The organism is Herbaspirillum sp. UBA812 (assembly GCF_002296545.1).
In the GTDB taxonomy this organism is placed as follows: domain Bacteria; phylum Pseudomonadota; class Gammaproteobacteria; order Burkholderiales; family Burkholderiaceae_D; genus Herbaspirillum; species Herbaspirillum huttiense.
Map to the genome: position 1 here is coordinate 29,377 of NZ_DBIC01000257.1, position 22,960 is coordinate 52,336.

Annotated in this window: 17 protein-coding genes; 7 read left to right on the forward strand and 10 right to left on the reverse strand. The window is 63.1% G+C overall.

From position 1 onward, the window contains the following. Window positions 1-106: 106 nt before the first annotated feature. Window positions 107-1,156: a phosphate ABC transporter substrate-binding protein PstS gene (pstS, locus tag B3873_RS16900; RefSeq protein WP_039788931.1), complete on the reverse strand. Its 1,050-nt coding sequence runs from the start codon at window positions 1,154-1,156 to the stop codon at window positions 107-109. Between the two features lie 416 nt (window positions 1,157-1,572). Between pstS and ppk1 the strand changes: the two genes are divergently transcribed. Next, a complete protein-coding gene (ppk1, locus tag B3873_RS16905; RefSeq protein ID WP_286867458.1) occupies window positions 1,573-3,693 on the forward strand; it encodes a polyphosphate kinase 1 in 2,121 nt (706 codons plus the stop codon). Between the two features lie 41 nt (window positions 3,694-3,734). Then, complete coding sequence (gene sixA, locus B3873_RS16910) at window positions 3,735-4,214, forward strand: phosphohistidine phosphatase SixA (protein WP_039788936.1); 480 nt, start codon at window positions 3,735-3,737, stop codon at window positions 4,212-4,214. A 172-nt stretch (window positions 4,215-4,386) separates the two neighbouring features. Here the strand turns inward: sixA and B3873_RS16915 are convergent, their stop codons facing one another. From B3873_RS16915 to B3873_RS16935, 5 genes are all read right to left on the reverse strand, one after another. After that, window positions 4,387-6,129, reverse strand: a complete 1,743-nt coding sequence (locus B3873_RS16915; protein ID WP_286867461.1) for a methyl-accepting chemotaxis protein — start codon at window positions 6,127-6,129, stop codon at window positions 4,387-4,389. Window positions 6,130-6,490: 361 nt separating this feature from the next. Next, window positions 6,491-8,251 (reverse strand): methyl-accepting chemotaxis protein, encoded by a 1,761-nt coding sequence (locus B3873_RS16920; RefSeq protein ID WP_286867463.1) that lies wholly within the window; start codon window positions 8,249-8,251, stop codon window positions 6,491-6,493. Between the two features lie 380 nt (window positions 8,252-8,631). Beyond that, window positions 8,632-9,681, reverse strand: a complete 1,050-nt coding sequence (locus tag B3873_RS16925) for a glycosyltransferase family 4 protein (protein WP_209531873.1) — start codon at window positions 9,679-9,681, stop codon at window positions 8,632-8,634. Between the two features lie 49 nt (window positions 9,682-9,730). Further along, window positions 9,731-10,621 (reverse strand): UDP-2,3-diacylglucosamine diphosphatase, encoded by an 891-nt coding sequence (locus tag B3873_RS16930; RefSeq protein ID WP_286867465.1) that lies wholly within the window; start codon window positions 10,619-10,621, stop codon window positions 9,731-9,733. Further along, on the reverse strand, window positions 10,618-11,385 hold the full coding sequence (locus B3873_RS16935) for a GNAT family N-acetyltransferase (RefSeq protein WP_039788946.1): 768 nt from the start codon (window positions 11,383-11,385) through the stop codon (window positions 10,618-10,620). Before B3873_RS16935 ends, B3873_RS16930 begins: the two co-directional genes overlap by 4 nt. 499 nt (window positions 11,386-11,884) lie before the next feature. Between B3873_RS16935 and B3873_RS16940 the strand changes: the two genes are divergently transcribed. The 3 genes from B3873_RS16940 to B3873_RS16950 all read left to right on the forward strand — a co-directional run bounded on the left by B3873_RS16940 (window position 11,885) and on the right by B3873_RS16950 (window position 15,775). After that, window positions 11,885-12,667 (forward strand): 3-hydroxybutyrate dehydrogenase, encoded by a 783-nt coding sequence (locus B3873_RS16940; protein WP_034332649.1) that lies wholly within the window; start codon window positions 11,885-11,887, stop codon window positions 12,665-12,667. Window positions 12,668-12,832: 165 nt separating this feature from the next. Next, entirely contained in the window at window positions 12,833-14,962 is a 2,130-nt protein-coding gene (locus tag B3873_RS16945) for a DNA/RNA non-specific endonuclease (RefSeq protein WP_286867466.1), read from the forward strand. 90 nt (window positions 14,963-15,052) lie between these two features. Further along, window positions 15,053-15,775, forward strand: coding sequence for a helix-turn-helix transcriptional regulator (locus tag B3873_RS16950; RefSeq protein WP_286867467.1), 723 nt, complete (start codon window positions 15,053-15,055; stop codon window positions 15,773-15,775). Here B3873_RS16950 and B3873_RS16955 read toward each other — a convergent pair. Together B3873_RS16955 and katG are read right to left on the reverse strand one after the other, a co-directional pair. Beyond that, window positions 15,763-16,341, reverse strand: a complete 579-nt coding sequence (locus B3873_RS16955; RefSeq protein ID WP_286867510.1) for a phosphonate degradation HD-domain oxygenase — start codon at window positions 16,339-16,341, stop codon at window positions 15,763-15,765. The two genes, B3873_RS16950 and B3873_RS16955, sit on opposite strands and share 13 nt — an antisense overlap. Window positions 16,342-16,506: 165 nt before the next feature. Continuing rightward, entirely contained in the window at window positions 16,507-18,756 is a 2,250-nt protein-coding gene (gene katG, locus B3873_RS16960; RefSeq protein WP_039788949.1) for a catalase/peroxidase HPI, read from the reverse strand. A 578-nt stretch (window positions 18,757-19,334) separates the two neighbouring features. On the opposite strand from katG, the gene B3873_RS16965 reads away from it, so the two are divergent. Both B3873_RS16965 and B3873_RS16970 read left to right on the forward strand, forming a co-directional pair. Continuing rightward, window positions 19,335-19,895, forward strand: coding sequence for a DUF4337 domain-containing protein (locus B3873_RS16965; protein WP_134221654.1), 561 nt, complete (start codon window positions 19,335-19,337; stop codon window positions 19,893-19,895). Between the two features lie 155 nt (window positions 19,896-20,050). Continuing rightward, window positions 20,051-20,989 (forward strand): DMT family transporter, encoded by a 939-nt coding sequence (locus B3873_RS16970; RefSeq protein ID WP_286867468.1) that lies wholly within the window; start codon window positions 20,051-20,053, stop codon window positions 20,987-20,989. A gap of 18 nt (window positions 20,990-21,007) precedes the next feature. Here the strand turns inward: B3873_RS16970 and tcdA are convergent, their stop codons facing one another. Then, a complete protein-coding gene (gene tcdA / locus B3873_RS16975) occupies window positions 21,008-21,856 on the reverse strand; it encodes a tRNA cyclic N6-threonylcarbamoyladenosine(37) synthase TcdA (RefSeq protein WP_039788955.1) in 849 nt (282 codons plus the stop codon). A 132-nt stretch (window positions 21,857-21,988) separates the two neighbouring features. Further along, complete coding sequence (gene secF / locus B3873_RS16980) at window positions 21,989-22,933, reverse strand: protein translocase subunit SecF (protein WP_039788956.1); 945 nt, start codon at window positions 22,931-22,933, stop codon at window positions 21,989-21,991. Between the last annotated feature and the right edge of the window lie 27 nt (window positions 22,934-22,960).

Sequence of the window (22,960 nt, forward strand, 5' to 3'; positions counted from 1 at the left end):
TCTGTGCTCCAGAGTTGCTCGTTCTCGCTGCGATGACCCGAATGCTCCGTAGGGGAGAGGCTGCTATGACCGGATGTTCATGGCATCCGGCCGGACTGGGCTTGGCTTACCAGAGAGCCTTGCCGCTGCTGTCCTTGACGTTGCTCTTCCAGGAATCTTCCACCAGCTTGGTGACCGAATCCGGCAGGGGCACGTAGTCCAGTTCAGCAGCAACCTTGCCGCCGTTCTTGTAGGCCCAGTCGAAGAACTTCAGGACTTCCTTGCCCTTGGCGCCATCGCCAGCCTGTTCCTTGTGCAGCAGGATGAAGGTGGCGCTGGAGATCGGCCACGATTCCTTGCCGGCTGCATCGGTGAAGTCAACAGCGAAGCCCGGGGTCTTGGCCCAGTCGCCAGCGGCGGTGGCAGCCTTGAAGGTGGAATCGTCCGGGGAGACGAAGTTGCCATCCTTGTTCTTCAGCTGGGTGTAGTTCAGCTTGTTCTTCTTGACGTAGGCGTACTCGACATAGCCGATTGCGCCCTTGACCTTCTGCACGTTGGCGGCAACGCCTTCGTTACCCTTGCCACCCACGCCGGTCGGCCACTTGACGGCAGTACCGGCACCGATCTTGCTCTTGAAGTCGGCGTTGGCCTTGGAAAGGTAGGAGGTGAAGACGTAGGAAGTGCCCGATGCGTCCGAACGGTAGACGACGGTGATGTCTTCATTCGGCAGCTTCACGCCCGGGTTCAGGGCGGTGATTTCAGCGGCGTTCCACTTGGTGATCTTGCCGGCGTAGATGTCGCCCAGCACTTGGCCCGACAGCTTGATCTGGCCGGGGGTCACGCCGTCCAGGTTGACCACGGGAACCACGCCACCGACGACGGCGGGGAACTGGGTCAGGCCGGCCTCAGCCAGTTCGCTTTGCGGCAGCGGGGCGTCGGAGGCGCCGAAATCGACGGTCTTGGCCTTGATCTGCTTGATGCCACCGCCCGAGCCGATGGATTGGTAGTTCAGGCTGTTGCCGGTGGCGGCCTTGTACAGCTCAGCCCACTTGGCGTAGACCGGGTACGGGAAGGAGGCGCCTGCGCCGGTGATTTCTGCTGCATGCACGGCACCGCTGAAAGCGAAAGCGCCAGCCACTGCGATTGCAACAGACTTGATCAGATGGTTAAAACCCATTTCTGCTACTCCTATGATTTTGAAGAGAGGACGGTCACCGAGAAACATCACGTCGGGAGGGATGACTTTCGAGACAGGGCGAACTTTAACCAGCTAATGTGACGAGTTTATGACCCGAACTTGTCATTCAGTCCAGATTGCACGGCCCTCCACGCCGCACTGCAACATCCCCTCCCCGGCCCCCGGCAACCGGCCGAAAACCCGCATGCCACGCGCAGTGCGGCTTTCCTGACAGTTTGATGTCACTGGCGCCGAAGATGACACCAAGGATTGCCTGCAGACAAATATGATTTTGTCATCATATAGAGATGGATTTATACTGAAGCAAATATGACAAAGCAGCCAAGGTGTTGTCATAAACTCGTCATACCTCCTAAATACACTGCCCGCTCTAAGTGGATGGACAGGGACCATTGATGACCAGAAAAGCAAAGCCGGAGAGCAGTACCCAACCTGAACTTCCCGCCAGTACGATTTACCTCAACCGTGAACTGTCACAACTGGCCTTCAACCGCCGCGTGCTGGCCCAGGCCGAAGATGACAGCGTGCCGCTGCTGGAGCGCCTGCGCTATTTGTGCATTTGCAGCAGCAACCTCGATGAATTTTTCGAAGTGCGCATCGCCAGCCTGCTGGCCAACCGCATCGAGGGCGAGAACATCGACCCGCCCGAACTGCGCGCCGCGCTCGAACGCACCAGCGCCGAATGCCACCGCATCGTCACGCGCCAATATGAACTCCTGAACGAAGAGATCCTGCCGCAGCTGGCCGCCAACGGCATCCACCTGCTGCGCCATGACGACCGCAACGAAGCGCAGCGCGCCTGGGTGAAGCACTATTTCGAGCAGCACGTGCGGCCGCTGCTGACGCCCATCGGGCTGGATCCGGCCCACCCCTTCCCGCAGGTGCACAACAAGAGCCTCAATTTCATCATCGAGCTCTCCGGCAAGGATGCCTTCGGACGCGGCACGGCCATCGTCATCGTCAAGGCACCACGCGTGCTGCCGCGCGTGATCAAGCTGCCGGACCACCTGTCGGCCAAGGGGCAATCCTCGTTCTGCCTGCTGTCCTCGGTGATCCATGCGCATATCGCGGACCTGTTCCCGGGCCGCGACATCACCGCCTATTCGCAATTCCGCGTCACCCGCAACAGTGACCTGTGGGTCGATGAAGAAGAGGTCAAGAACCTGCGCCAGGCGCTGGAGACCGAATTGCAGAGCCGCCAGTTCGGCGTGGCGGTGCGCCTGGAAGTGGCGGCCAACTGCCCGGAACACCTGGCGCAGTTCCTGCTGAACCAGTTCAACATCGAGCGCAATCGTCTGTACGCCGTGCAGGGTCCGGTGAACATGGTGCGCCTGGGCGAGATCGTCAACCTGGTGAACCAGCCGGAATTGCGCTTCCCGCCCTTCTCGCCCACGCTGCCGCCGCAGCTGGCCAACGAAAACATCTTCGCCGCGCTGGACAAGAAGGACGTGCTGCTGCACCACCCCTTCCAGTCCTTCCAGCCGGTGGTCGATTTCATCCGCACCGCCGCCCACGATCCGCGCGTGCTGGCCATCAAGCAGACCATCTACCGCACCGGCATGAACTCCGACCTGATGGAGGCCCTGATCTACGCCGCCCAGCATGGCAAGGAAGTGACGGTGATCGTGGAGCTGATGGCGCGCTTCGATGAAGAAGCCAACATCAACTGGGCCGTCAAGCTGGAGCAGGCCGGTGCGCAGGTGGTCTACGGCGTGGTCGGCCTGAAGACGCACGCCAAGCTGGCCCTGGTGATCCGCCGTGACGACGACCAGAACCTGCGCTTCTATGCGCACCTGGGCACCGGCAACTACCACCCCAATACCACCAAGTTCTATACCGACTTTGGCCTGCTGACCTCCAACCAGGAGCTGACCGCCGAAGTCAACGAAGTCTTCATCCACCTCACCAGCCTGACCAAGCCGCGCAATCTCACGCACCTGTGGCTGGCCCCGTTCTCGCTGCAGAAGGAAATCATCCGCGCCATCCGCAACGAAGGGCAGATCGCGCGGGAAGGCCGGCCGGCGCGCATCATCGCCAAGATGAATGCGCTGCTGGATGAATCGGTGATCCGCGCGCTCTATGCGGCCTCGGCCGACGGCGTCAAGATCGACCTGATCGTGCGCGGTGCGTGCGCGCTGCGGCCGGGCGTGCCGGGCCTGTCGGAGAACATCAAGGTGCGTTCCATCATCGGCCGCTACCTGGAACACTCGCGCATCTATTACTTCCGCAACGACCTCAAGCACGACGTCTACCTGGCCAGCGCCGACTGGATGAACCGCAACCTGTTCCGCCGCATCGAGGTCGGCTTCCCGGTGCTGGACAAGGCGCTCAAGAAACGCGTGATGAACGAGGGTCTGAATCCCTACCTGAAGGACAACACCAACGCCTGGCACCTTGATGTCAATGGTGTCTATACCCTCAAGAAAGCGCGCAGCAAGCAGCAGTCCTTCAACGCCCAGCAGCATCTGATGACCACGCTGGGCATTCCGGCCACGCCGCCGGAAGAGCCTGTGTAATGCCGCGCATGGCGGCCTGCTGATTTCCTCAAGGAGCTGAGATGGACCTGATTCTGTGGCGTCATGCCGAGGCTGAACTGGGCGAGCCCGACGAGGGCCGCGCCCTGACCCCGAAGGGGCACAAGCAGGCGGCCAAGATGGCCGAATGGCTGGACCGCAACCTGCCCGAGAGCTGCCGCATCCTGGTCAGCCCGGCCACGCGCACGCTGCAAACGGTGGAAGCCTTGAAGCGCAAGTACAAGGTGGTGGCCGACCTGGCTCCCAACATGAGCGCCGACGACCTGCTGCGCGCGGCCAACTGGCCCGACAGCCGCGAGCCGGTGCTGATCGTGGGCCACCAGCCGACGCTGGGCCAGGTGGCGGCACGGCTGATCTCGGGACAGCCGCAGGAATGGTCGCTGCGCAAGGGCAACGTGTGGTGGATCGCGCAGCGCGACCGCGGCGACGTGACCACCAATTACCTCAAGGCCGTGGTCGCCCCGGAATTGCTGAACAGCCCGGGCAAGCATCCGCCGCGCTGACCCTCGCACAGGAGGGGTGGATCGCCCCCTTTTGCGTGAAAAGTGAATGAAAAAATCGCCGCACCCTGCGCAAGCGGGCTGCGGCGATTCTTCATGGAGCGGGGTGAAGTTTCTGGCAAAAACTCCAGTTCGTCCGGAGCGGAGGAGATCAGGAGATCAGCAGATCAGGAAATCAGAAGGTCTCCCAGTCGCCATCATCCCCCGCCGGCAGCCGCGAGGCGGGCTTGGCACTGGCGGCGGCTGCCGGCAAGGCCGGGCGCTTCAGTGCCGGGACCGCCTTGGGCGCGGACGGCTTGGTCGCCGCAACCGGCTTGACCGGACTGACGGCAGGCTGCTGCACGTTGACCTGCGGCCGACCGCTCACCACATCGCCCTGCCCCACGCGGAAGATCGCCACTTCCTGCATCAATGCCTGCGCCTGCTGCTCCAGCGACTTGGCCGCAGCACTGGCCTGTTCCACCAGGGCGGCATTCTGCTGGGTGGCTTCATCCATCTGCGTGACCGCGCGCGAGACCTGATCGATACCGGCGCTCTGTTCATTGGAGGCGGCCGAGATCTCGCTCATGATGTCGGTGACACGCTGCACTGCCTGGATCACGTCGCTCATGGTGTCGCCGGCCTGGCCGACCAGTTCGGAACCGGCCTGCACGCGTTCCACCGAGTGCATGATCAGTTCCTTGATTTCCTTGGCGGCACTGGAAGAACGCTGCGCCAGCGCCCGCACTTCGGTGGCCACCACCGCAAAGCCGCGGCCCTGCTCACCGGCACGGGCCGCTTCCACAGCGGCGTTCAAGGCCAGGATGTTGGTCTGGAAGGCGATGCCGTCGATGATGCTGACGATGTCGGTGATGCGCGCCGAGCTCTCGCGGATCTCCTCCATGGTCTGCACCACGCGACCGACCACGGCATTGCCGTCGGCGGCGATGGTGGAGGCATTGACTGCCAGGGTCGTCGCCTGGCGGGCGTTGTCGGCGTTGTGCTTCACGGTGCCGGTCAGTTCTTCCATGCTGGAGGCGGTTTCTTCCAGCGAGGCCGCCTGCTGCTCGGTGCGTGCGGACAGGTCCAGGTTGCCGGACGCGATCTCGCGGGTGGCCGTGGCAATCGCATCGCTGCCGCCGCGCACGGCACGCACGGTGCGCGAGAGGCTCTCCTGCATGCGGGAAAGACCTTGCAGCAGCTGGCCCATTTCATTCTTCGAATGCACGTGGACCGGCTGCGTCAGGTCGCCATTGGCGATGGCATCGAAGTGGCCCAGCGCGCGCTGCATCGGCTCACCGATGGCGCGGCGCAACGACCACCAGCTGAAGAAGGCCAGCAGCAGGCCACCGATGACGGCGGCAATCGAGAACAGGCGTGAGGCTTCGTAGCGTGCATTGGAGGCAGCCAGGCTCTCTGCGGCCTGTTCGGTTTCGTACTTGTTGAGTGCCTGGCCATCGAGCTGCATGGCGGTATAGACCGAGCCCACCTTGCGCGCCTGGTCGGCGATGGCCTGGCGATCACCGGACTTGATGGCGGCAATGAACTTGTCCAGTTCGACCTGGGTGGCGGCCAGTCCCTCGGAGACCTTCTTGAGCATCACCTTGCCCTCGTCGGTCTGCGGCAGTGCGCTGTACTTGGCCCACCATTGCAGGGCTTCCTTGCGGGCATTGGCTTCCATGACGAACATGCGCTCGGTCCAGGCCGCATCCAGGCTCATGGCGGCCTGGTCCAGCGAGGTACGCTGGCGGCCGATCCAGATCAGGGTGTTGTCGGCGGCTACGGTCTTGGGGATGCGTTCTTCGGAAAGCTGGCGGTTGATGCTCACGGCGGCCGACATGCCCAGCAGGCCCGACAGGCCGAGCGCAAGCAGCAGGAGGGACAGGACAAGGACGGCAATGGCGAGTTGCGCCTTGATCGAAAGGTTCTTGATGGACATGGACTAGTTCCGGTGGATGAAGGGAAAGTGCCGCACTGTAATCCCCGGGGCCGCGTACTGCGCACTCTGCGCAATCGGCGTGGTCGTCGTCCGGCCTGTGTGGCCGCTTCTGCGACGCCGCGCTCTTCCCCCCCGGGTGCGCAGGTGACCGCCCTCCCCTTGCCGGGGCAATCCGCCTGCAACATTTGATATAGCTTTACGGCAACTTCGCAATTATCTTGAATTCTCACACAGCGTGCTTGCCACCCTGAAAAAATAAAAGCGCCGCCACCTTGAAGGGTGGCGGCGCTTGCACGCGAACTTGATTTTTTATTGACTAATGCTTAACCAGAATTACAAGTTCTTGCAACAGCACATCCGATCAGAATTCCTCGAAATCATCATCGCGTGCGGCCGTCGCCGGCTTGCCTTTGGACGCACCGGAGGCAGGCGGCAAGCTGGCCACGGCTGGCTTCCTGGCGGCAGCCACCGCGGGCGGCGGATTGACCATGCGCGCCGCTGCCGGACTGTTCATCACCGGCGCGGCGGACTGCTTGTGCGCCGGATGTTGAGGCTGTGACTGAGGCCGCGCCTGCGCCGCCGTCTTCAGCTTGAACACGGCCACGGCACGGGCCAGCACATCGGATTGCTCCTGCAGGCTTTCGGCAGCGGCGGCGGCCTGCTCGACCAGTGCGGCATTCTGCTGGGTGATCTCGTCGATCTGCGCGATGGCATTGTTGACCTCGGCGATACCGGCGCTCTGCTCCTGGCTGGCGGCCGTGATCTCGCCCATGATGTCAGCCACGTGCTTGACCGAGGCCACGATCTCGCTCATGGTGGCCCCGGCTTCATCGACCAGCTTGCCGCCGGCATCGACCTTGTCCACCGAGTCGCTGATGAGTTCCTTGATTTCCTTGGCGGCCGCCGCGCTGCGCTGGGCCAGCGCGCGCACTTCCGAGGCGACCACCGCAAACCCGCGTCCCTGCTCGCCGGCACGGGCCGCTTCCACTGCCGCGTTGAGCGCGAGGATATTGGTCTGGAAAGCAATGCCATCAATCACACCGATGATGTCGACGATCTTGCCCGAGCTCTCCTTGATCGAACCCATGGTGGCGACCACGTCGCCGACCACACGCCCACCCTTGGTGGCGTAATCCGAGGCCGACAGCACCAGCTGGTTGGCCTGCTGCGCGTTGGCGGCGTTCTGCTGCACGGTGGAGGTCAGTTGTTCCATCGAGCTGGCGGTTTCTTCCAGGCTGGAGGCCTGCGATTCAGTGCGGTTCGACAGATCCACGTTGCCGCGCGCGATTTCATGCGAGGCCACGGCGATGACGGCCGCACTCTCCTTGACCTCGTTGAGCGTAGTCGCCAGATTGCCCTGCATGGCATCGAGGGCGTTGACCAGATGCGCGGCTTCATCGCGGCCCTGGTCGTGGAAGTCGTGGGTGAGATCGCCACGGGAAATCGTTTCCGCAATACTGCCGGCGCGCTTGAGCGGATTGACGATGGAGCGCGTAATGATGAAGGTGAAGAAGAAGCCCAGCCCCAGCGTCAGCACACCCATAGCCAGCATGCCGATCTGCGCCTTGCGGTAGCTGTCCTTGGCGTCAGCGTGGGCCTGCTTCATGTCCTCCTGCTGGAACGCCGCCAGGGCCGCCACGCTGGCCATCCACTTCTCATGCGCAGGGAGAAAATCGCTCTTGAGCTGCTGGGCCGCATCGAAGTAATTGTTGCTGGCCACCTGCTGGCGGATCTGCTCCACCAGCGGGAACAGTTTCTTGCTCTCGCCGCTGGTGGCTGCCAGCAAATCCTTGCCACGGCCATCGGCGGACAGGCCGGTGATCTGCTTCTCGAAGCCGGCATAGGCTTTCAGGATCTCGCCCAGGTGTGCGTCCTCGGCCTTGCCCTCAGCGGCATCAGTGGGCGTGACCACCTTGCGCAGCGCCAGGGCCAGCTGGCTGCCGGCTTCGCGCATGTTCATGGCGCTGGTCATGGCGGCGACCTTCTGGTCAATCACGTATTCACTGCTGGCTTCCAGCTCGGCCATGCGCCACAGGCCGATCAGCAGGATGGCGGTGGCCAGCAGCAGAATGAGGCAGAAGCCGAATGCCAGGCGGCTGCCGATCTTGAGATGTTGAATCATGGCGTGTCTCTTCCTGATAACGCGAACGTCGACGGTGATGCAATTGCGCGCAGGGTGAACCAGCACCCTGCGAGTTGCTCTTTTTACTGCGTGTTGTTGCGCTCGCGGTGGAGCATGATTCATGCCCGCCCCGCCACCTTGCCCCGGCAAGGCGCGCCGGTCGCGGCTTTCAGGCCGAGACGGGCGGTCTGCAGCGTGCATCCAGCCTGGTTTCTTGGTTTTTTGTAATCAGTATTACAGCTGGCGCGCGCGGGCGTGGCGCATCTTAGAAGAGGGGTGCGCGGGCATGCCAATGCTTTGTCGGCATGCCCTCATGTGCGTCTTGCATAGTTATCAAAAGATGAAGAACTGAACGGCTGCGCAAGGAAGCCGTTGGCGGGTCAGCGAATCTCTCGCACCGGCTTGATGGCCGCAGCCTTGCCGGGCGCACTGCGCTGCGCCAGGTGCAGGTGCTGCAGGAACTGCTGGGTGGCCGATTCCCAGGATCGGGTGGCGGCGTGGGCGCGCACGGCTTCATGGTCGAGCTTCATGGCCTGCAGGCAGGCTTGCTTGAGGTCCTGGCGCAATATGCCGGACACGCCGTTGTCGACCACGTCGATCGGACCTTCCACCGGGTAGGCCGCGACCGGAATGCCGCAGGCCATGGCCTCCAGCAGCACCAGGCCGAAGGTATCGGTCTTGCTGGGGAAGACGAATACATCAGCGCAGTTGTAATACGCCGGCAGCTCATCGTGGCCCTTGGCCCCCAGGAAGCGCACTTCCGGATAGCGCGCGCTCAGGTCTTCCAGTTGCGGGCCATCGCCCACGACCCACTTGGTGCCGGGCAGGTCCAGCTTGAGGAAGGCTTCGATATTCTTTTCCACCGCCACGCGGCCCACGTAGAGGAACAGTGGACGTTCGATGCAGGCATGGTCTTCCACCGCCGGGCGGAAGTGATTGGTATCCACGCCCCGTCCCCACAGGACGACGTTGCGGAAGCCCTCCTCTTCCAGCGCCGTCTTCATCGCGGGAGTGGGCACCATGATGGCTTCGGAGCGGCCATGGAACCAGCGCAGCAGGCGATACGTGATCGCCTTGGGCAGCAGCTTGCGCGCCGCCAGGTATTCCGGGAAACGGGTGTGATAGGCCGTGGTGAAACTGAGCTTGTGGCGCACGCAATAACGGCGCGCCGCCAGCCCCATCGGTCCTTCGGTAGCGATGTGGATGCAATCGGGCTGGAAGGCTTCGAGCGCCGCCACGATGCGGGCATAGGGCTTGTAGGCCAGGCGAATTTCAGGATAGGTCGGACAGGCGAAGGTGCGGAAGTCGCGCGGCGACAGCAGCAGCACTTCGTGACCAAGACCGCGCAGGCAACGCACGGTGGAGCGCAAGGTGTTGACGACGCCGTTGACTTGCGGCTCTCCGGCGTCGCTGATGATGGCAATGCGCATAAACTATATAAACAATATAAACGATATGATTCGCGAGGAACCCGCTGCCTCAGACGGTGGCGAGTTCGCGGGCGGCCTGGCGCGCTTCCTTGCCCGCGCGCTTGAGTTGCATGATTTCCTGCCAGGTCACCAGGCGCAGTTCACCGTTCGGATCTTCCACCAGCGCCGACAGGCTCTCGACCCAGTCGCCGTCGTTGCAATAGACGACACCGCCGATGTCGCGGATCTCGGGCTTGTGGATGTGGCCGCAGATGACGCCATCCAGGCCCTTCTTCTTGGCCTCGTCAGCGAGCGCGTCTTCGAAGGAGGTGATGTAGTTCACCGCATTCTTGACCTTGGATTTCAGGTACTGCGAAAGCGACCAGTACGGCAGCCCGGCACGCGCGCGCCAGCTGTTGAACCACTGGTTGAACTTGAGGATCATGGTGTAGAGGCTGTCGCCCACGTAGGCCAGCCACTTGGCGCAGGCGATCACGCCATCGAAGCGGTCGCCGTGCAGTACCAGCATGCGCTTGCCTTCGGCGGTCACGTGCACCAGCTCGTCGCGGATCTTGATGCCGCCGAAATCGAGGTCGATGAACTGGCGGATCACTTCATCGTGATTGCCGGGAACGAAGATGACGTTGGTGCCCTTCTTGGCTTTCTTGAGCACGGTCTGCACCACGTTGTTGTGGGACTGGTCCCAGTACCAGCGACGCTTGAGTTGCCAGCCGTCGATGATGTCGCCGACCAGATAGAGCGTTTCGGATTCGGTGGCGCGCAGGAACTCCAGCAGGCGTTCAGCCTGGCAGCCGGTGGTACCCAGGTGGATATCGGAAATCCAGATGGTGCGGAAGCGCAGCGGATCGCGCTTGGCTTCCTCGTCACCGGCATCGTGGTCGGGACCCAGGTCGGCGAACAGCCCCTGGGCTTTTTCCATGAACTGTTCGCGTGGCTTCATGCGGTCCTCGAATCCTTGAGGTAGTGGCGGGCATAGCGGCTGTCGAGCTTGGAGAGCGGCAGCAGCAGGAAGAAATCGGCCGAGTGGAAATCAGGATCCCAGGCCGGTTCGCCGCACACCCACGCACCGCTGCGCAGGTAGCCGCGCAGCAGCGGCGGGATCTGCGGATCAACGCCGGCCTGGCGGTCTTCCAGCGGGAAGGGCAGGAGCGGCGTGACGCGATAGTCCGGCGGCGCCAGGTTCTTTTCGCGGAAGGCGTGGTACAGCGCAGCGGCGTTGTGGCCACCATCGGCCAGGCTCACGCTGGCGCAGCCCATCAGGTATTCGCAGCGTTCCTTGCGCATGTAGGCGGCCAGGCCGGCCCACAGCATCATGATGACGCCGCCGCTGCGGTAGTCCGGGTGGATGCAGGCGCGGCCGGCTTCGGCGATGACGCCGCGGATGTTGTCCAGGCGCGAGAGGTCGAATTCCTGTTCCGAGTAGAACTTGCCCATGCGGCGCGCACCGTGGGGGCTCAGCACGCGATAGGTGCCGACCACGGAGAGGGTCTTGCTGTCGCGCACGATCAGGTGATCGCAGTAGTCGTCGAACTCATCCTTGTCCAGGCCTTCGGGGTTGGCCAGGGCCGACAGGTTCATCGCTTCGATGAAGACCTTGTAGCGCAGGCGCTGAACTTCGCGCACTTCTTCCGGGGTGCTGGCCAGGCTCAGGTTGAGCTTGGCAAAACTCGGATTGGCATCGGCAGGAATGGTAAGCAGTCTCATGCATTGTCCTTTGTGGTGATGTTTGAAAGAGACCGTGGAAGATGTCAGCCAGGTCAACCAGACAACATAAGCGACCTCACCTGAACTGCTTCCCGCGTCCCCTTCAGAATTGCGGCTGCCTCAAATGAAATCGAAGAATTGATCGATTAATTTCGAGAAACAGCCGATGTCCCCGGGATAACGCTGCACAGACTAACCAGCGAATGTTTCACGCACATGACCTTTGCGGCCGTTTTGGCAGTGCAGCAACAACCGGCAGCCCAGCGTTACAATGGCATGACAAAGCGGCGTCCGGAGACCTCCCTGCGGGGAGCAGACGCATGCGCGAGGGCAAGGAAAACGGGTGCAAGGGCGAGATCGGCACCCGTGGAATCTTTCGGTGCGCAGTTCATCGAAACCAGGGATTGATGGCCGTCATCGGACACCGTGTGCGACAGCGCCGGTGCCGATGGCGGTCTGGCTTTGCAATGTCCGTCAACTCGAAACATAAAGGAAGATCATGCTACTCAAGGATAAAGTCGCACTCATTACCGGTTCGGCCAGCGGCATCGGCAAGGAAATCGCGATCGAATATGCCAAACAAGGCGCCAAGGTCGTCATCGCCGACCTGGCTCTGGAAGCCGCCAAGGCCACGGCTGAAGAGATCGTCAAGAACGGCGGCACCGCGATGGCGGTGGCCATGAACGTCACCGATGAAACCCAGGTCGACAAGGGCGTAGCCGATGCCGTGAACACCTACGGCGGGCTGGACATCATGATCAGCAATGCCGGCATCCAGATCATCAGCCCGGTCACCGAACTGTCGCTGGAAAACTGGCGCAAGATGCTGGCGATCCACCTGGACGGCGCCTTCCTGACCACCCGTGCCGCGATGAAAGCCATGATCAAACAGGGCCGTGGCGGCTCCATCATCTACATGGGTTCGGTGCACTCGCATCAGGCCTCGGCGCTCAAGTCGCCCTACGTGACCGCCAAGCACGGTCTGCTGGGCCTGGCCAAGACCGTGGCCAAGGAAGGGGCCAAGGACAAGATCCGCACCAATGTCATCTGTCCCGGCTTCGTGCGTACACCGCTGGTGGAAAAGCAGATCCCCGAGCAGGCCAAGGAATTCGGCATCAGCGAAGAGGATGTCATCAAGAAGATCATGCTCAAGGACACCGTGGACGGTGAATTCACCACCACCCAGGACGTGGCCCAGACCGCCGTATTCCTGGCGGCCTTCCCGACCAATGCGCTGACCGGCCAGTCCGTGGTGGTCAGCCACGGCTGGCATATGCAGTAAGCTTCACCCGCATCCAGGCTTCTCCCAAAGCCGCCGTGGCGCAAGCCCGGCGGCTTTGTCTTGGCCACCGGAAACACTGATGTTTTGCAAGATGTTTCAGGTCATGCCGATGTCATATGAAGGTAATAACGTCCCCAGACCCTCCCCCGAGAATCTGGAGATGCCATGGATGCCCAAGCCGTCAAGGATTTCCGCGCCTGCGTGGCCGACACTGCCAGTGAACGTCAGCGCGTACGCTCGCTGGTAGCCTGCGGACAATGGCGCGAGGCCGAGCCCGACAGCGAACGGGCGCGCGCCTATGCCCTGCGCCAGCGCAACCTGGGCCATCCGGCCGGTCCCGAATCGATCATCGGCGACAGCGAGGATTTCCTGCGCGCCAGCTTCCTGGCGCAAGGCGCAGCGGTGGCGCGAGCGGTAGCCTACGTCGAGGTCAACAGCGATCAGAGCAGCGAACTGGCCACCGGCTTCCTGATCAGCCCGCGCCTGTTCCTGACCAACCAGCACGTCATTGCGGACGCCGCTGCCGCACGCGGCACACGCCTCACCTTCCTGCGCGAACTCGACGCCCGTGGGGTGCCGCGTGCCACCACCAGCTACCTGCTGGCACCGGAGCGGCTGGCGCTGTTCTCGCCAGCAGATCAGCTGGACTATGCCCTCATCGCGCTGGGCGAACGCCAGTCGGGGACGGCCACGGTGGAGGAGCTGGGCTTCTGCCCGCTCTCGGACCAGCCCGACAAGCACGTCATCGGCATGGCGGCCAACATCATCCAGCATCCGTCCGGCTGGATGAAGATGATCAGCATCCGCAATAACACCGTCACCGCGCGCACCGAACACACCCTGCTCTACGAGACCGATACCCAGCAAGGCTCGTCCGGCTCGCCGGTCTTCAATGACGACTGGCAGCTGGTGGCCCTGCATCACTGGGGCGAGCCTTATCGCGATGCCGGTACGGGAGATCAACCGCTGCGCAAGGTCAACGAAGGCATACGCATCAGCGCCCTCTACCGTGACCTGCTGGCACGCCTGCCCACCTTGCCGCCTGAGGCCCGGGCGTTGCTGCAGGAAGCCTTGAGCTATCAGGTGGCCAGCGCGCCCGGGGCCCTCACCGTCGCCGACAACACCGCATCCGACATGACACAGGAGATCAGCATGAACAACAGTGGCAAAGACATCGCTCTGCAGACCGCAACCCTGACGATTCCGCTGGAAGTGACGGTGCGGGTTGCGGGAGGAGCAGCGACCGTCGCCCAGGCGACGACGCCCGCCGCCGCCAACGCAAGCCTCTCTGCCAACAACGCGACCTTGCAGCCACCACGCCGGCTCTCTCCGCCCCGCCCCTCTGCAGGCGCAGAAGCCTTGCGCATCGATCCGGATTACGGCAATCGCAGCGGCTACGATGCCGCTTTCATCCCCGGCGCAGAGCTGCCGCTGCCGCAGCCGGATGCGAAGCTGGCGGGCGACATCGTCCCGCTGCTGCCTACCGTGGCCGGGGCCGGGGCCGCTGGCGACGACGGCGAACTGAAATACGAACACTTCAGCATCAAGCTGTTGAAGCGCCGCCGCATGGCCGCCTTCACTGCCACCAACATCGACGGCACGCATTACCTTGCAGTCGATCGCGGCAGTGGCCAGGTCAACGCGGCCGAAGGCGATGCCTGGTTCCGCGATCCGCGCGTGGCGGCCGGCAGCGTGCTGGAGCAGGATTTCTATTCGGCGTGGTCAACCTATTTCGATCGCGGCCACCTGACGCGCCGCTCCGATCCGAGCTGGGGTAGCCCGGAAGAAGCCGAGCGCGCCAATGCCGATACCTTCCATTTCACCAATTGCTCGCCCCAGCATTTCCGCTTCAACCAGAGCGCGACCTACTGGCAGGGCCTGGAGCGCTATGTGCTGGAGAACGGCGTACTGGCTACCAGCAGCAAGGGCCGCCTGTGCGTCTTCCAGGGCCCGGTGTTCAACGACCAGGTGGACCTGTGGGCCGATGAGGTACAGATCCCTTCGGCCTTCTTCAAGATCGTGGTGTGGAAGGGCAAGCAAGGTTTGAAAGCGGTAGGCCTGCTGGCCGACCAGTCGGCCCTGCTGTCGGAGAGCCGGCACAGCCTGGGAACGCCGCGCGACCTGCCCTCGGTGGACGTCAACCACTGGCGCGTGGCCATTCCCGAACTGGAAAGGATGACCGGGCTGGACTTCGGTTCCAGGGTACGCGCCGCCGATACCATCGCCGATGGCAAGCAGCCGCAGGTCGGCGAAGCGCGCCAGCGCATCACGGCCTTCGAGCAGATCCGGCTGTAGCAGCGAAGTCCGCTATCATGGCGGGATTGCTTTGCATCCCTGCCCGCCATGATCCCATCCTCGCGACCGCATCCCGACACTGCCCCACCCGTGGCGCAGCTGCACCTGCGCAGCTATCGGGAGGAGTCATTGGCGCACCGGCATGATTTTCCGCAACTGGTGCTGCCGCTGGCAGGCCATCTGGCGATGGACATTGCCGGCCGTGAAGGCCTGGCCGATACCGCCACGGCGGCCTTCGTCGAACCCGGTGCGCGGCATGCCACGCGCGCGGGCGGCGAGAATCGTTCACTGGTGGTCGACCTGGCACCCGATGCGGTCGGCAGCCTGCAACTGGAGGCGCTGGCACAGCGCCCGTTCCTGCCCTTGTCCCGCGCCGCCGGGAAACTGGTGGAATTCATGGCGGTGGCACTCAGCGACACACGCCCCGCCGGCAACACGCTGCAGCATTGGGTTCCCCTGCTGCTGGACGCGCTCACGCAACAGCCGCAGGCACTGTCGCGGCTGCGTTTGATGCTGGCACGGGTGGAGGCGCGCGCCGAGCATCCCTGGACGGTGGCGCAGATGGCGGAGCTGGCGGCGATCTCACCCAGCCGCCTGCATGAATGGTTTCGCGCTGAACTGGACACGTCGCCGCGCGCCTGGCTGGCCGAAGTGCGCGTGGCCCGGGCCTGCCAGCTGCTGCGCACCAGCAGCCTGCCGCTGGCGCAGATTGCCCAGCGCTGTGGCTATGGCGACCAGAGTGCGCTCACGCATGCGCTGCGCAAGCTGCGCGGCACCACCCCGTCAGCGTATCGGAAAAGTTATCTGGCCTGAGGACGGCTGGCCTTGCCCGGCCGCAGCAGGCATTCATTGAAGTAGCCTGCATAGTGCGCATAATCGGGCGTCGGCAAACCCGCCGTCTTGGCACGGTCATCCCAGCGCCGCAACCTCACCGCATCCTCGGCATAGGGCCGGTCAATGAAGGCTGCGGCCTGTTCCACATCGAAGATCCCGCCCTGCAATTGCAGGCTGCGCACCGAATCGGCCGAGAGCTGCGCGAAGTAGTCCGGATCAGTGGCGCACAGGTAGCGCTTGGCATCCACGTGCAGGGCAATCGGAGCCAGCACGGATTCATGGAAGACGCCGCGCAGGAAAGGCAGCACGCGGTACTGGTGCAGGTCATCGATGCCGGCCAGGGTGGGCGTCTGGCCCAGGTCTTCCAGCAGGTGGCCGAGATCGTGCAGCAGGCTGGCCACGATCAGGCTGGGCGCTGCGCCCTCCTGCTCGGCCAGCAGCGTCGATTGCAGCGCGTGTTCCAGTTGCGTGACCGGCTCGCCGGTGTATTGGGTGTGGCCGTGCCGTGTGAACAGCAGGGCAATGTCATCCAGGCTCAGAGCCATCATGCGCCTCGCAGGTGAAGAAAAATACCGAACGCCACTATAGCCCCTGCATCGGCGCACTCCGTGACATCTCCATGACATGCGCACGCGCAAAGAAAAACGGCGAGCCTTGCGGCCCGCCGTCGTTCATCGCTTCACTGCCTCACTGCTTGACTGCTTTGCTGCTTACTTCTTCAGGTCATAGCGATCCAGATCCATCACCTTGACCCAGGCCGCCACGAAGTCCTTGACGAACTTTTCCTTGGCGTCCGAGCTGGCATAGACTTCGGCCAGGGCGCGCAGCACGGCGTTGGAGCCGAACACCAGGTCGACACGGGTGCCGGTCCACTTGACGGCACCACTCTTGCGATCACGGCCTTCGAACTCTTCCTGGGCGGGCGAGGTGGACTTCCACTCGGTGCCCATGTCCAGCAGATTGACGAAGAAGTCATTGGACAGCACGCCCACCTTGGAAGTGAACACACCCTTGGTGCTGCCACCCACCGTGTTGCCCAGCACGCGCAGGCCACCGATGAGGACCGTCATTTCCGGCGCGGTCAGGGTCAGTTGCTGGGCCTTGTCGATCAGCATGTCTTCGGCACGCACTGCATAACGCTGCTTCTGGAAGTTGCGGAAACCATCAACGACGGGTTCCAGCGGCTCGAAGGAAGCGACGTCCGTCTGCTCCTGCGACGCATCCACACGGCCTGCGCTGAAGGGTACAGTCACGGCCACGCCTGCATCCTTGGCCGCCTTTTCGACGGCTGCGCTACCGGCCAGCACGATCAGGTCCGCCAGCGACACCTTCTTGGCACCTTGGTTGAACTCGGACTGGATGCCTTCCAGTGCCTTCAACACCTTGGCCAGCTGGGCCGGCTGATTGGCAGCCCAATCCTTCTGCGGCGCCAGGCGCACACGCGCACCGTTGGCACCACCGCGCATGTCGCCACCCCGGAAGGTGGAGGCCGAAGCCCAGGCGGTCGAGACCAGCTCGCTCACCGACAGGCCCGAGGCCAGGATCTTGCTCTTCAGGGCCGTGACATCGGCTGCATCAATCGGCGCACCTTCTGCCTTGGGCAGCGGATCTTGCCAGATCAGTTCTTCAGCCGGCACTTCCGGGCCGAGGTAGCGCGCACGCGGACCGAGGTCGCGGTGGGTCAGCTTGAACCAGGCGCGGGCGAAGGCGTCGGCGAATTGCTCCGGGTGTTCCAGGAAGCGGCGCGAGATCTTTTCGTAAGCCGGATCGAAGCGCAGCGACAAGTCTGTGGTCAGCATGGTCGGACGCAGGGGTGCGCCGCCGTGGGCGTGCGGGATCACCGCATCGGCGCCCTTGGCGACCCATTGATGGGCACCGGCCGGGCTCTTGGTCAGTTCCCACTCATAGTTGAACAGGTTCTCGAAGAAGTAATTGCTCCACTGGGCAGGAGTCTGGGTCCAGGTCACTTCCAGGCCGGAGCTGATGGTGTCGCCACCGACGCCGCTGCCGAAGCTGCTCTTCCAGCCCATGCCCTGGTGTTCCAGGCCCTCGCCTTCCGGTTCACGGCCCACGTGCTTGGCGTCGCCTGCACCGTGGGTCTTGCCGAAGGTGTGGCCACCGGCGATCAGGGCCACGGTTTCTTCATCGTCCATCGCCATGCGGGCGAAGGTTTCGCGGATGTCATGGGCGGCGGCCACCGGATCAGGGTTGCCTTCCGGACCTTCCGGGTTGACGTAGATCAGGCCCATCTGGACGGCGGCCAGCGGGTTTTCCAGGTTGCGGCCGGCGGGGCCGGTGCGGCTCTGCTCATTGCCATGACGGTCGGCATCGGCCGTAATCTCGCCGTGGCTGGCGCCGGCCTTGCCCTTGCCGTAGCGGTCATCGCCGCCCAGCCAGGTCGATTCGGTACCCCAGTAGACGTCCAGGTCCGGTTCCCACACGTCCTGGCGGCCACCGGCGAAACCGAAGGTCTTGAAACCCATGGTTTCCAGCGCGACGTTGCCGGTCAGGATCAGCAGGTCAGCCCAGGAGATCTTGTTGCCGTACTTCTGCTTGACCGGCCAGATCAGGCGGCGTGCCTTGTCCAGGTTGACGTTGTCGGGCCAGCTGTTCAAGGGCGCGAAGCGCTGCTGGCCACGGCCGGCACCGCCACGGCCATCGCCGATGCGATAGGTACCGGCGCTGTGCCAAGCCATGCGGATGAACAGCGGGCCATAGTGGCCGAAGTCGGCCGGCCACCAGTCCTGCGAATCGGTCATCACCTTGGCCAGGTCGGCCTTGACGGCGGCCAGGTCGAGGCTCTTGAAGGCTTCGGCGTAGTTGAAATCCTCACCCATGGGGTTGGACTTGGAAGAATGCTGGGCCAGCAGATCCACACGCAGCTGCTTGGGCCACCAGTCGCGGTTGCTGGTGCCGCTACCGGCGGTGTGGTTGAAGGGGCACTTGGCTTCGTTCGACATTGCGTTCTCTCCTGTTGATCGACCCGATGGGTCATGACGCCCGGACCGGGAAACGGGCATCTTCGTGGCTACCTCCAGCCGGGCTGGACATAGCGGCTTGTACTGCAGCGACAGGCTGACTGCGTTCTGCTACGGCACCATGACGCCGTACTGCGGGGCCAGCTTCGCCTTGTTCCGGTCGTGCTTGCGAAGAACCATTAATGTAATTGATCGAAAACAATCGCGTGATTGTCTTTTTGTATAATGCCAGTCAATAAATCCAATCCCACAGGTTCAGAATTTGTGGGTGAACAGTGTAGCCAAAGACAAATATTCCTGCTGAACTTGCGGCACATTGTTTGTGCAGGCCGTGCGCAACAGCAGCGGAGAACGTGATCACCCCGACCGTGAGGAAATGCGAATATCGGATGCGTAGATTGCCTGCTGGGGCAATCTTGCCTGAGGGAAGCCGCCATCCTGGCCTACAGGAGAATACGAGTTTCGAGATTCTTCAGGTCAACCGATATGGAGGTGAATCGTTGATGAAACGCTGCCCGCGTGCCGGGCCGTCCTCCTTTTCCCACATTACAAGAACCATCATGACGGAAGCCACCGAAAACCTGGAACACGCCGAGCACGCCCATGCCTCCGGCAACAAGAAGCTGGCCTTGCTCATCGCCATCCTGGCGCTGGTGCTGGCCATTACCGAAACCCTGTCCAAGTCCTACCAGACCGAGGTCATCCTGAAGCATCAGGAGGCGGCCAACCTGTGGTCCTTCTTCCAGGCCAAATCGGTGCGCGGCAATGCGGCGCAGCTGGCCAAGCAGCAACTGAGCTTGCTGGGCAATCCCAAGGATGAACGCATCAGCGCGGCCGTGGCCAAGCTCGACGACGCCATCGCCCATTACGACAGCGACGAGAAGAGCGGCGAAGGCAAGAAGGAGCTGTCCCACAAGGCGCGCGAAGCCGAGCATGAGGCGCATGCCTACATGGAGAAATACGAAAAGATGGAAATGGCCGCCGGCATGCTGCAAGTGGCCATCGTGCTGGCCTCGGCCACCATCATCACCGGCGTGGCCGTACTGGCCTACCTGTCGATGGGCATCGGCGTGGTGGCGCTGGCCTTTGTCGGTGCGGGCTTGTTCGGCACCGCGATCTGAACGGCTTGACCGCACAGCAGACCAACGCCGGCCTCGTGCCGGCGTTTTCGTTTTGGTGTTCGCCCGCCACAAGAAAACCGTAGCCTGCAACAATCCTTCCCGCGCCGGCTGGGGCATACTGCCCCCCTTTGCAACATGGCTGGCTTTGATTCCCGATGAGTTCCAACACGATCCTGCAAGGCATTTTTTATGGCGCACTGGCCGGTGCCGCCTGGGGCCTGGTATTCCTGGCACCTGAACTGACGCGCGCCTTCTCGCCCTGGCAACTGACGGCTGGGCGCTATCTCGCCTATGGACTCTTCGCAGCGCTGCTGATCGCGCCGCGCATCAAGAAACTGCTGCCGCACCTGGGCCGTGCCGAATGGCGCGCGCTGGTGTGGCTGAGCTTGCTGGGCAATGTGGTGTATTACGTGTTCCTGGCCAGTGCCGTGCAACTGGGCGGCATGGCGATGACCTCGCTGGTGATCGGCTTCCTGCCGGTGGCGGTGAGCATCATCGGCAGCCGCGGCCATGGCGCGGTCTCGCTGCGCAAGCTGGCCCCGTCGCTGGCCTTGGGTCTGGCCGGCATCGCCTGCGTGGCCTGGCAGTCGCTATCCGGGTCGGTTGGAGGCGATATGAAGCAAAGTGTCATCGGCTTCTTCTGCGCCCTGGCCGCATTGGTCTCCTGGACCACCTATGCGGTCGGCAACAGCCGCTGGCTGGCGCGCCTGCATGAAGTTTCTGCGCATGACTGGAATCTGCTGATCGGCGTGGTCACGGGGCTGCTGTCGCTGTTCATCGCAGTCCCGGCCTTCACGGTGATGCTGCAGCCGCATCCGGGCAGCGAGTGGATGCATTTCGTGGCAGTGTCGGCGGGGGTGGCGATCTTTGCGTCGCTGTTCGGCAATGCCTGCTGGAACAAGGCCAGCCGCCTGCTGCCACTGACCATGATCGGGCAGATGATCCTGTTCGAGACCCTCTTTGCCCTGCTCTACGGCTTCCTGTGGGAACAGCGCTGGCCGACCCTGCTGGAGATCGCGGCCATGGTGCTGGTCACCGTCAGCGTGCTGCTGTGCGTGTCCGCGCACCGGGTCGATGAGGGCGGCGGACACTGAAGTCCCCGCCTCCTTGCCTCAGCTGGCCTTCTCGGCCAGCTTCTTCAAGACATGCGCTGCGGCCACCAGGCCGAAGGTAGCCGTGACCACCATGGCCGAGCCGAAACCGGCGCAATTCAGCCCTGTCACGCCGGCTTGCGTGCTGTCGGCGGCATCCTCGCCCACATCCAGGTCTTCCGCCGGTGCGATCTCACAGGCTTCGCCCTCGGCCAGTTCAGGGAAACGCAGCGGTTCGGTCGAGAACACCGCGTCGATATGAAACTTGTTCTTGGTCCCGCGCGGGAAACCATGCTGTGAACGCAGGCGCTTGCGCACCTTGGCCAGCAGCGGTTCCTGCTCGGTACGGCACAGGTCGCGGATCTCGATCTGAGTCGGATCGATCTGCCCGCCGGCGCTGCCGATGGTGACCATGGGCATGCCGTTCTGGCGGCACCAGGCGATCATGGCCACCTTGGCCGGGACATTGTCGATGGCGTCGATGACGTAATCGAAACGGCCACCGCCCAGCATCTGCTCCACATTCTCCGGATCGACGAAATCCTCCACCTCGGTGACCACGCAGGTCGGATTGATCTGCCGGATGCGCTCATGCAGGGCCGTCACCTTGGCCTGTCCCAGGGTGCCGGTGAGCGCATGGATCTGGCGATTGACATTCGATTCAGCCAGGTTGTCCAGGTCGATCAGGGTCAGGTGGCCGATGGCGCTGCGGGCCAGCGCCTCGACGATCCAGGAGCCCACGCCGCCGACGCCGACCACGCATACGCGCGCCTGGCTGAAGCGCTGCAAGGCCGCCGCGCCGTACAGGCGGGCCACGCCGCCGAAGCGGCGCTCATAGTCGATATCGTTCAGATCGATGGATGCGGTCATGATGAAAAAAGAGGAATGCAGTGATGTGCTGTCGTGAAGATCAGCATTATCCCGCCTTTGCGGGCCTTTCATGAGAAAGGGCCGCTGCGTGAACGCGGCGGCCCTCCCTGTGCAACGCTGGTGAATCGGAAATCAGACCACTGCGCCGCCGTTTTCGTCCTTGACCTTGACCGGCTTGATCAGGTCTTCGCGCTTCACGCCCAGCCACATGGCCAGCGCTGCGGCGACGAACACCGAGGAATAGATACCGAACAGGATGCCGATGGTCAGCGCCAGCGCGAAATAGTGCAGCGTCGGGCCGCCGAAGAAGAACATCGCCAGCACCATCATTTCAGTGCTGCCGTGGGTGATGACGGTACGCGACATGGTGCTGGTGATCGCGTGGTTCAGCACTTCGGGCGCGGAGAGCTTGCCGAAGCGGCGATCCCGGAAGGCCTCGCGCACCCGGTCGAACACCACTACCGATTCGTTGACCGAGTAACCCAGCACGGCCAGGATGGCGGCCAGCACGGTCAGCGAGAATTCCCACTGGAAGAAGGCGAAGAAGCCCAGGATGATGATGATGTCGTGCAGGTTGGCGATCACCGCCGCCACCGCGAACTTCCATTCGAAGCGGAAGGCCAGGTAGATCACGATGCCCAGCACCACCATGCCCAGGGCCAGCAGGCCATCATGGGCCAGCTCATCGCCCACCTGGGGGCCGACGAATTCCACGCGCTGCAGGCGCACGTCCGGATCCTCTGCCTTCAGGGCGGCATTGACCTTTTCGCTCTGCTGGCTGGCGTTCACGCCGGCTTGGGCGGGCAGGCGGATCATCACGTCCTGGGCGGTGCCGAAGCTTTGCACCAGGGTGTCGCGGTAACCCAGTCCTTCGATGGACTTGCGGATCTTCTCCAGGTCGGCCGGCTTGTTGTAGGCCACTTCCATGACCGTGCCGCCGGTGAATTCGATGGAGAAGTGCAATCCCTTGGAGAACAGGAAGAACACCGCGGCCACGAAGGTCAGCGCCGAGATCGCATTGAAGATCAGGGCATGACGCATGAAGGGAATGTCTTTTTTGATGCGGAAAAATTCCATCACTATCCTTTCGGTGCCGGCACCACC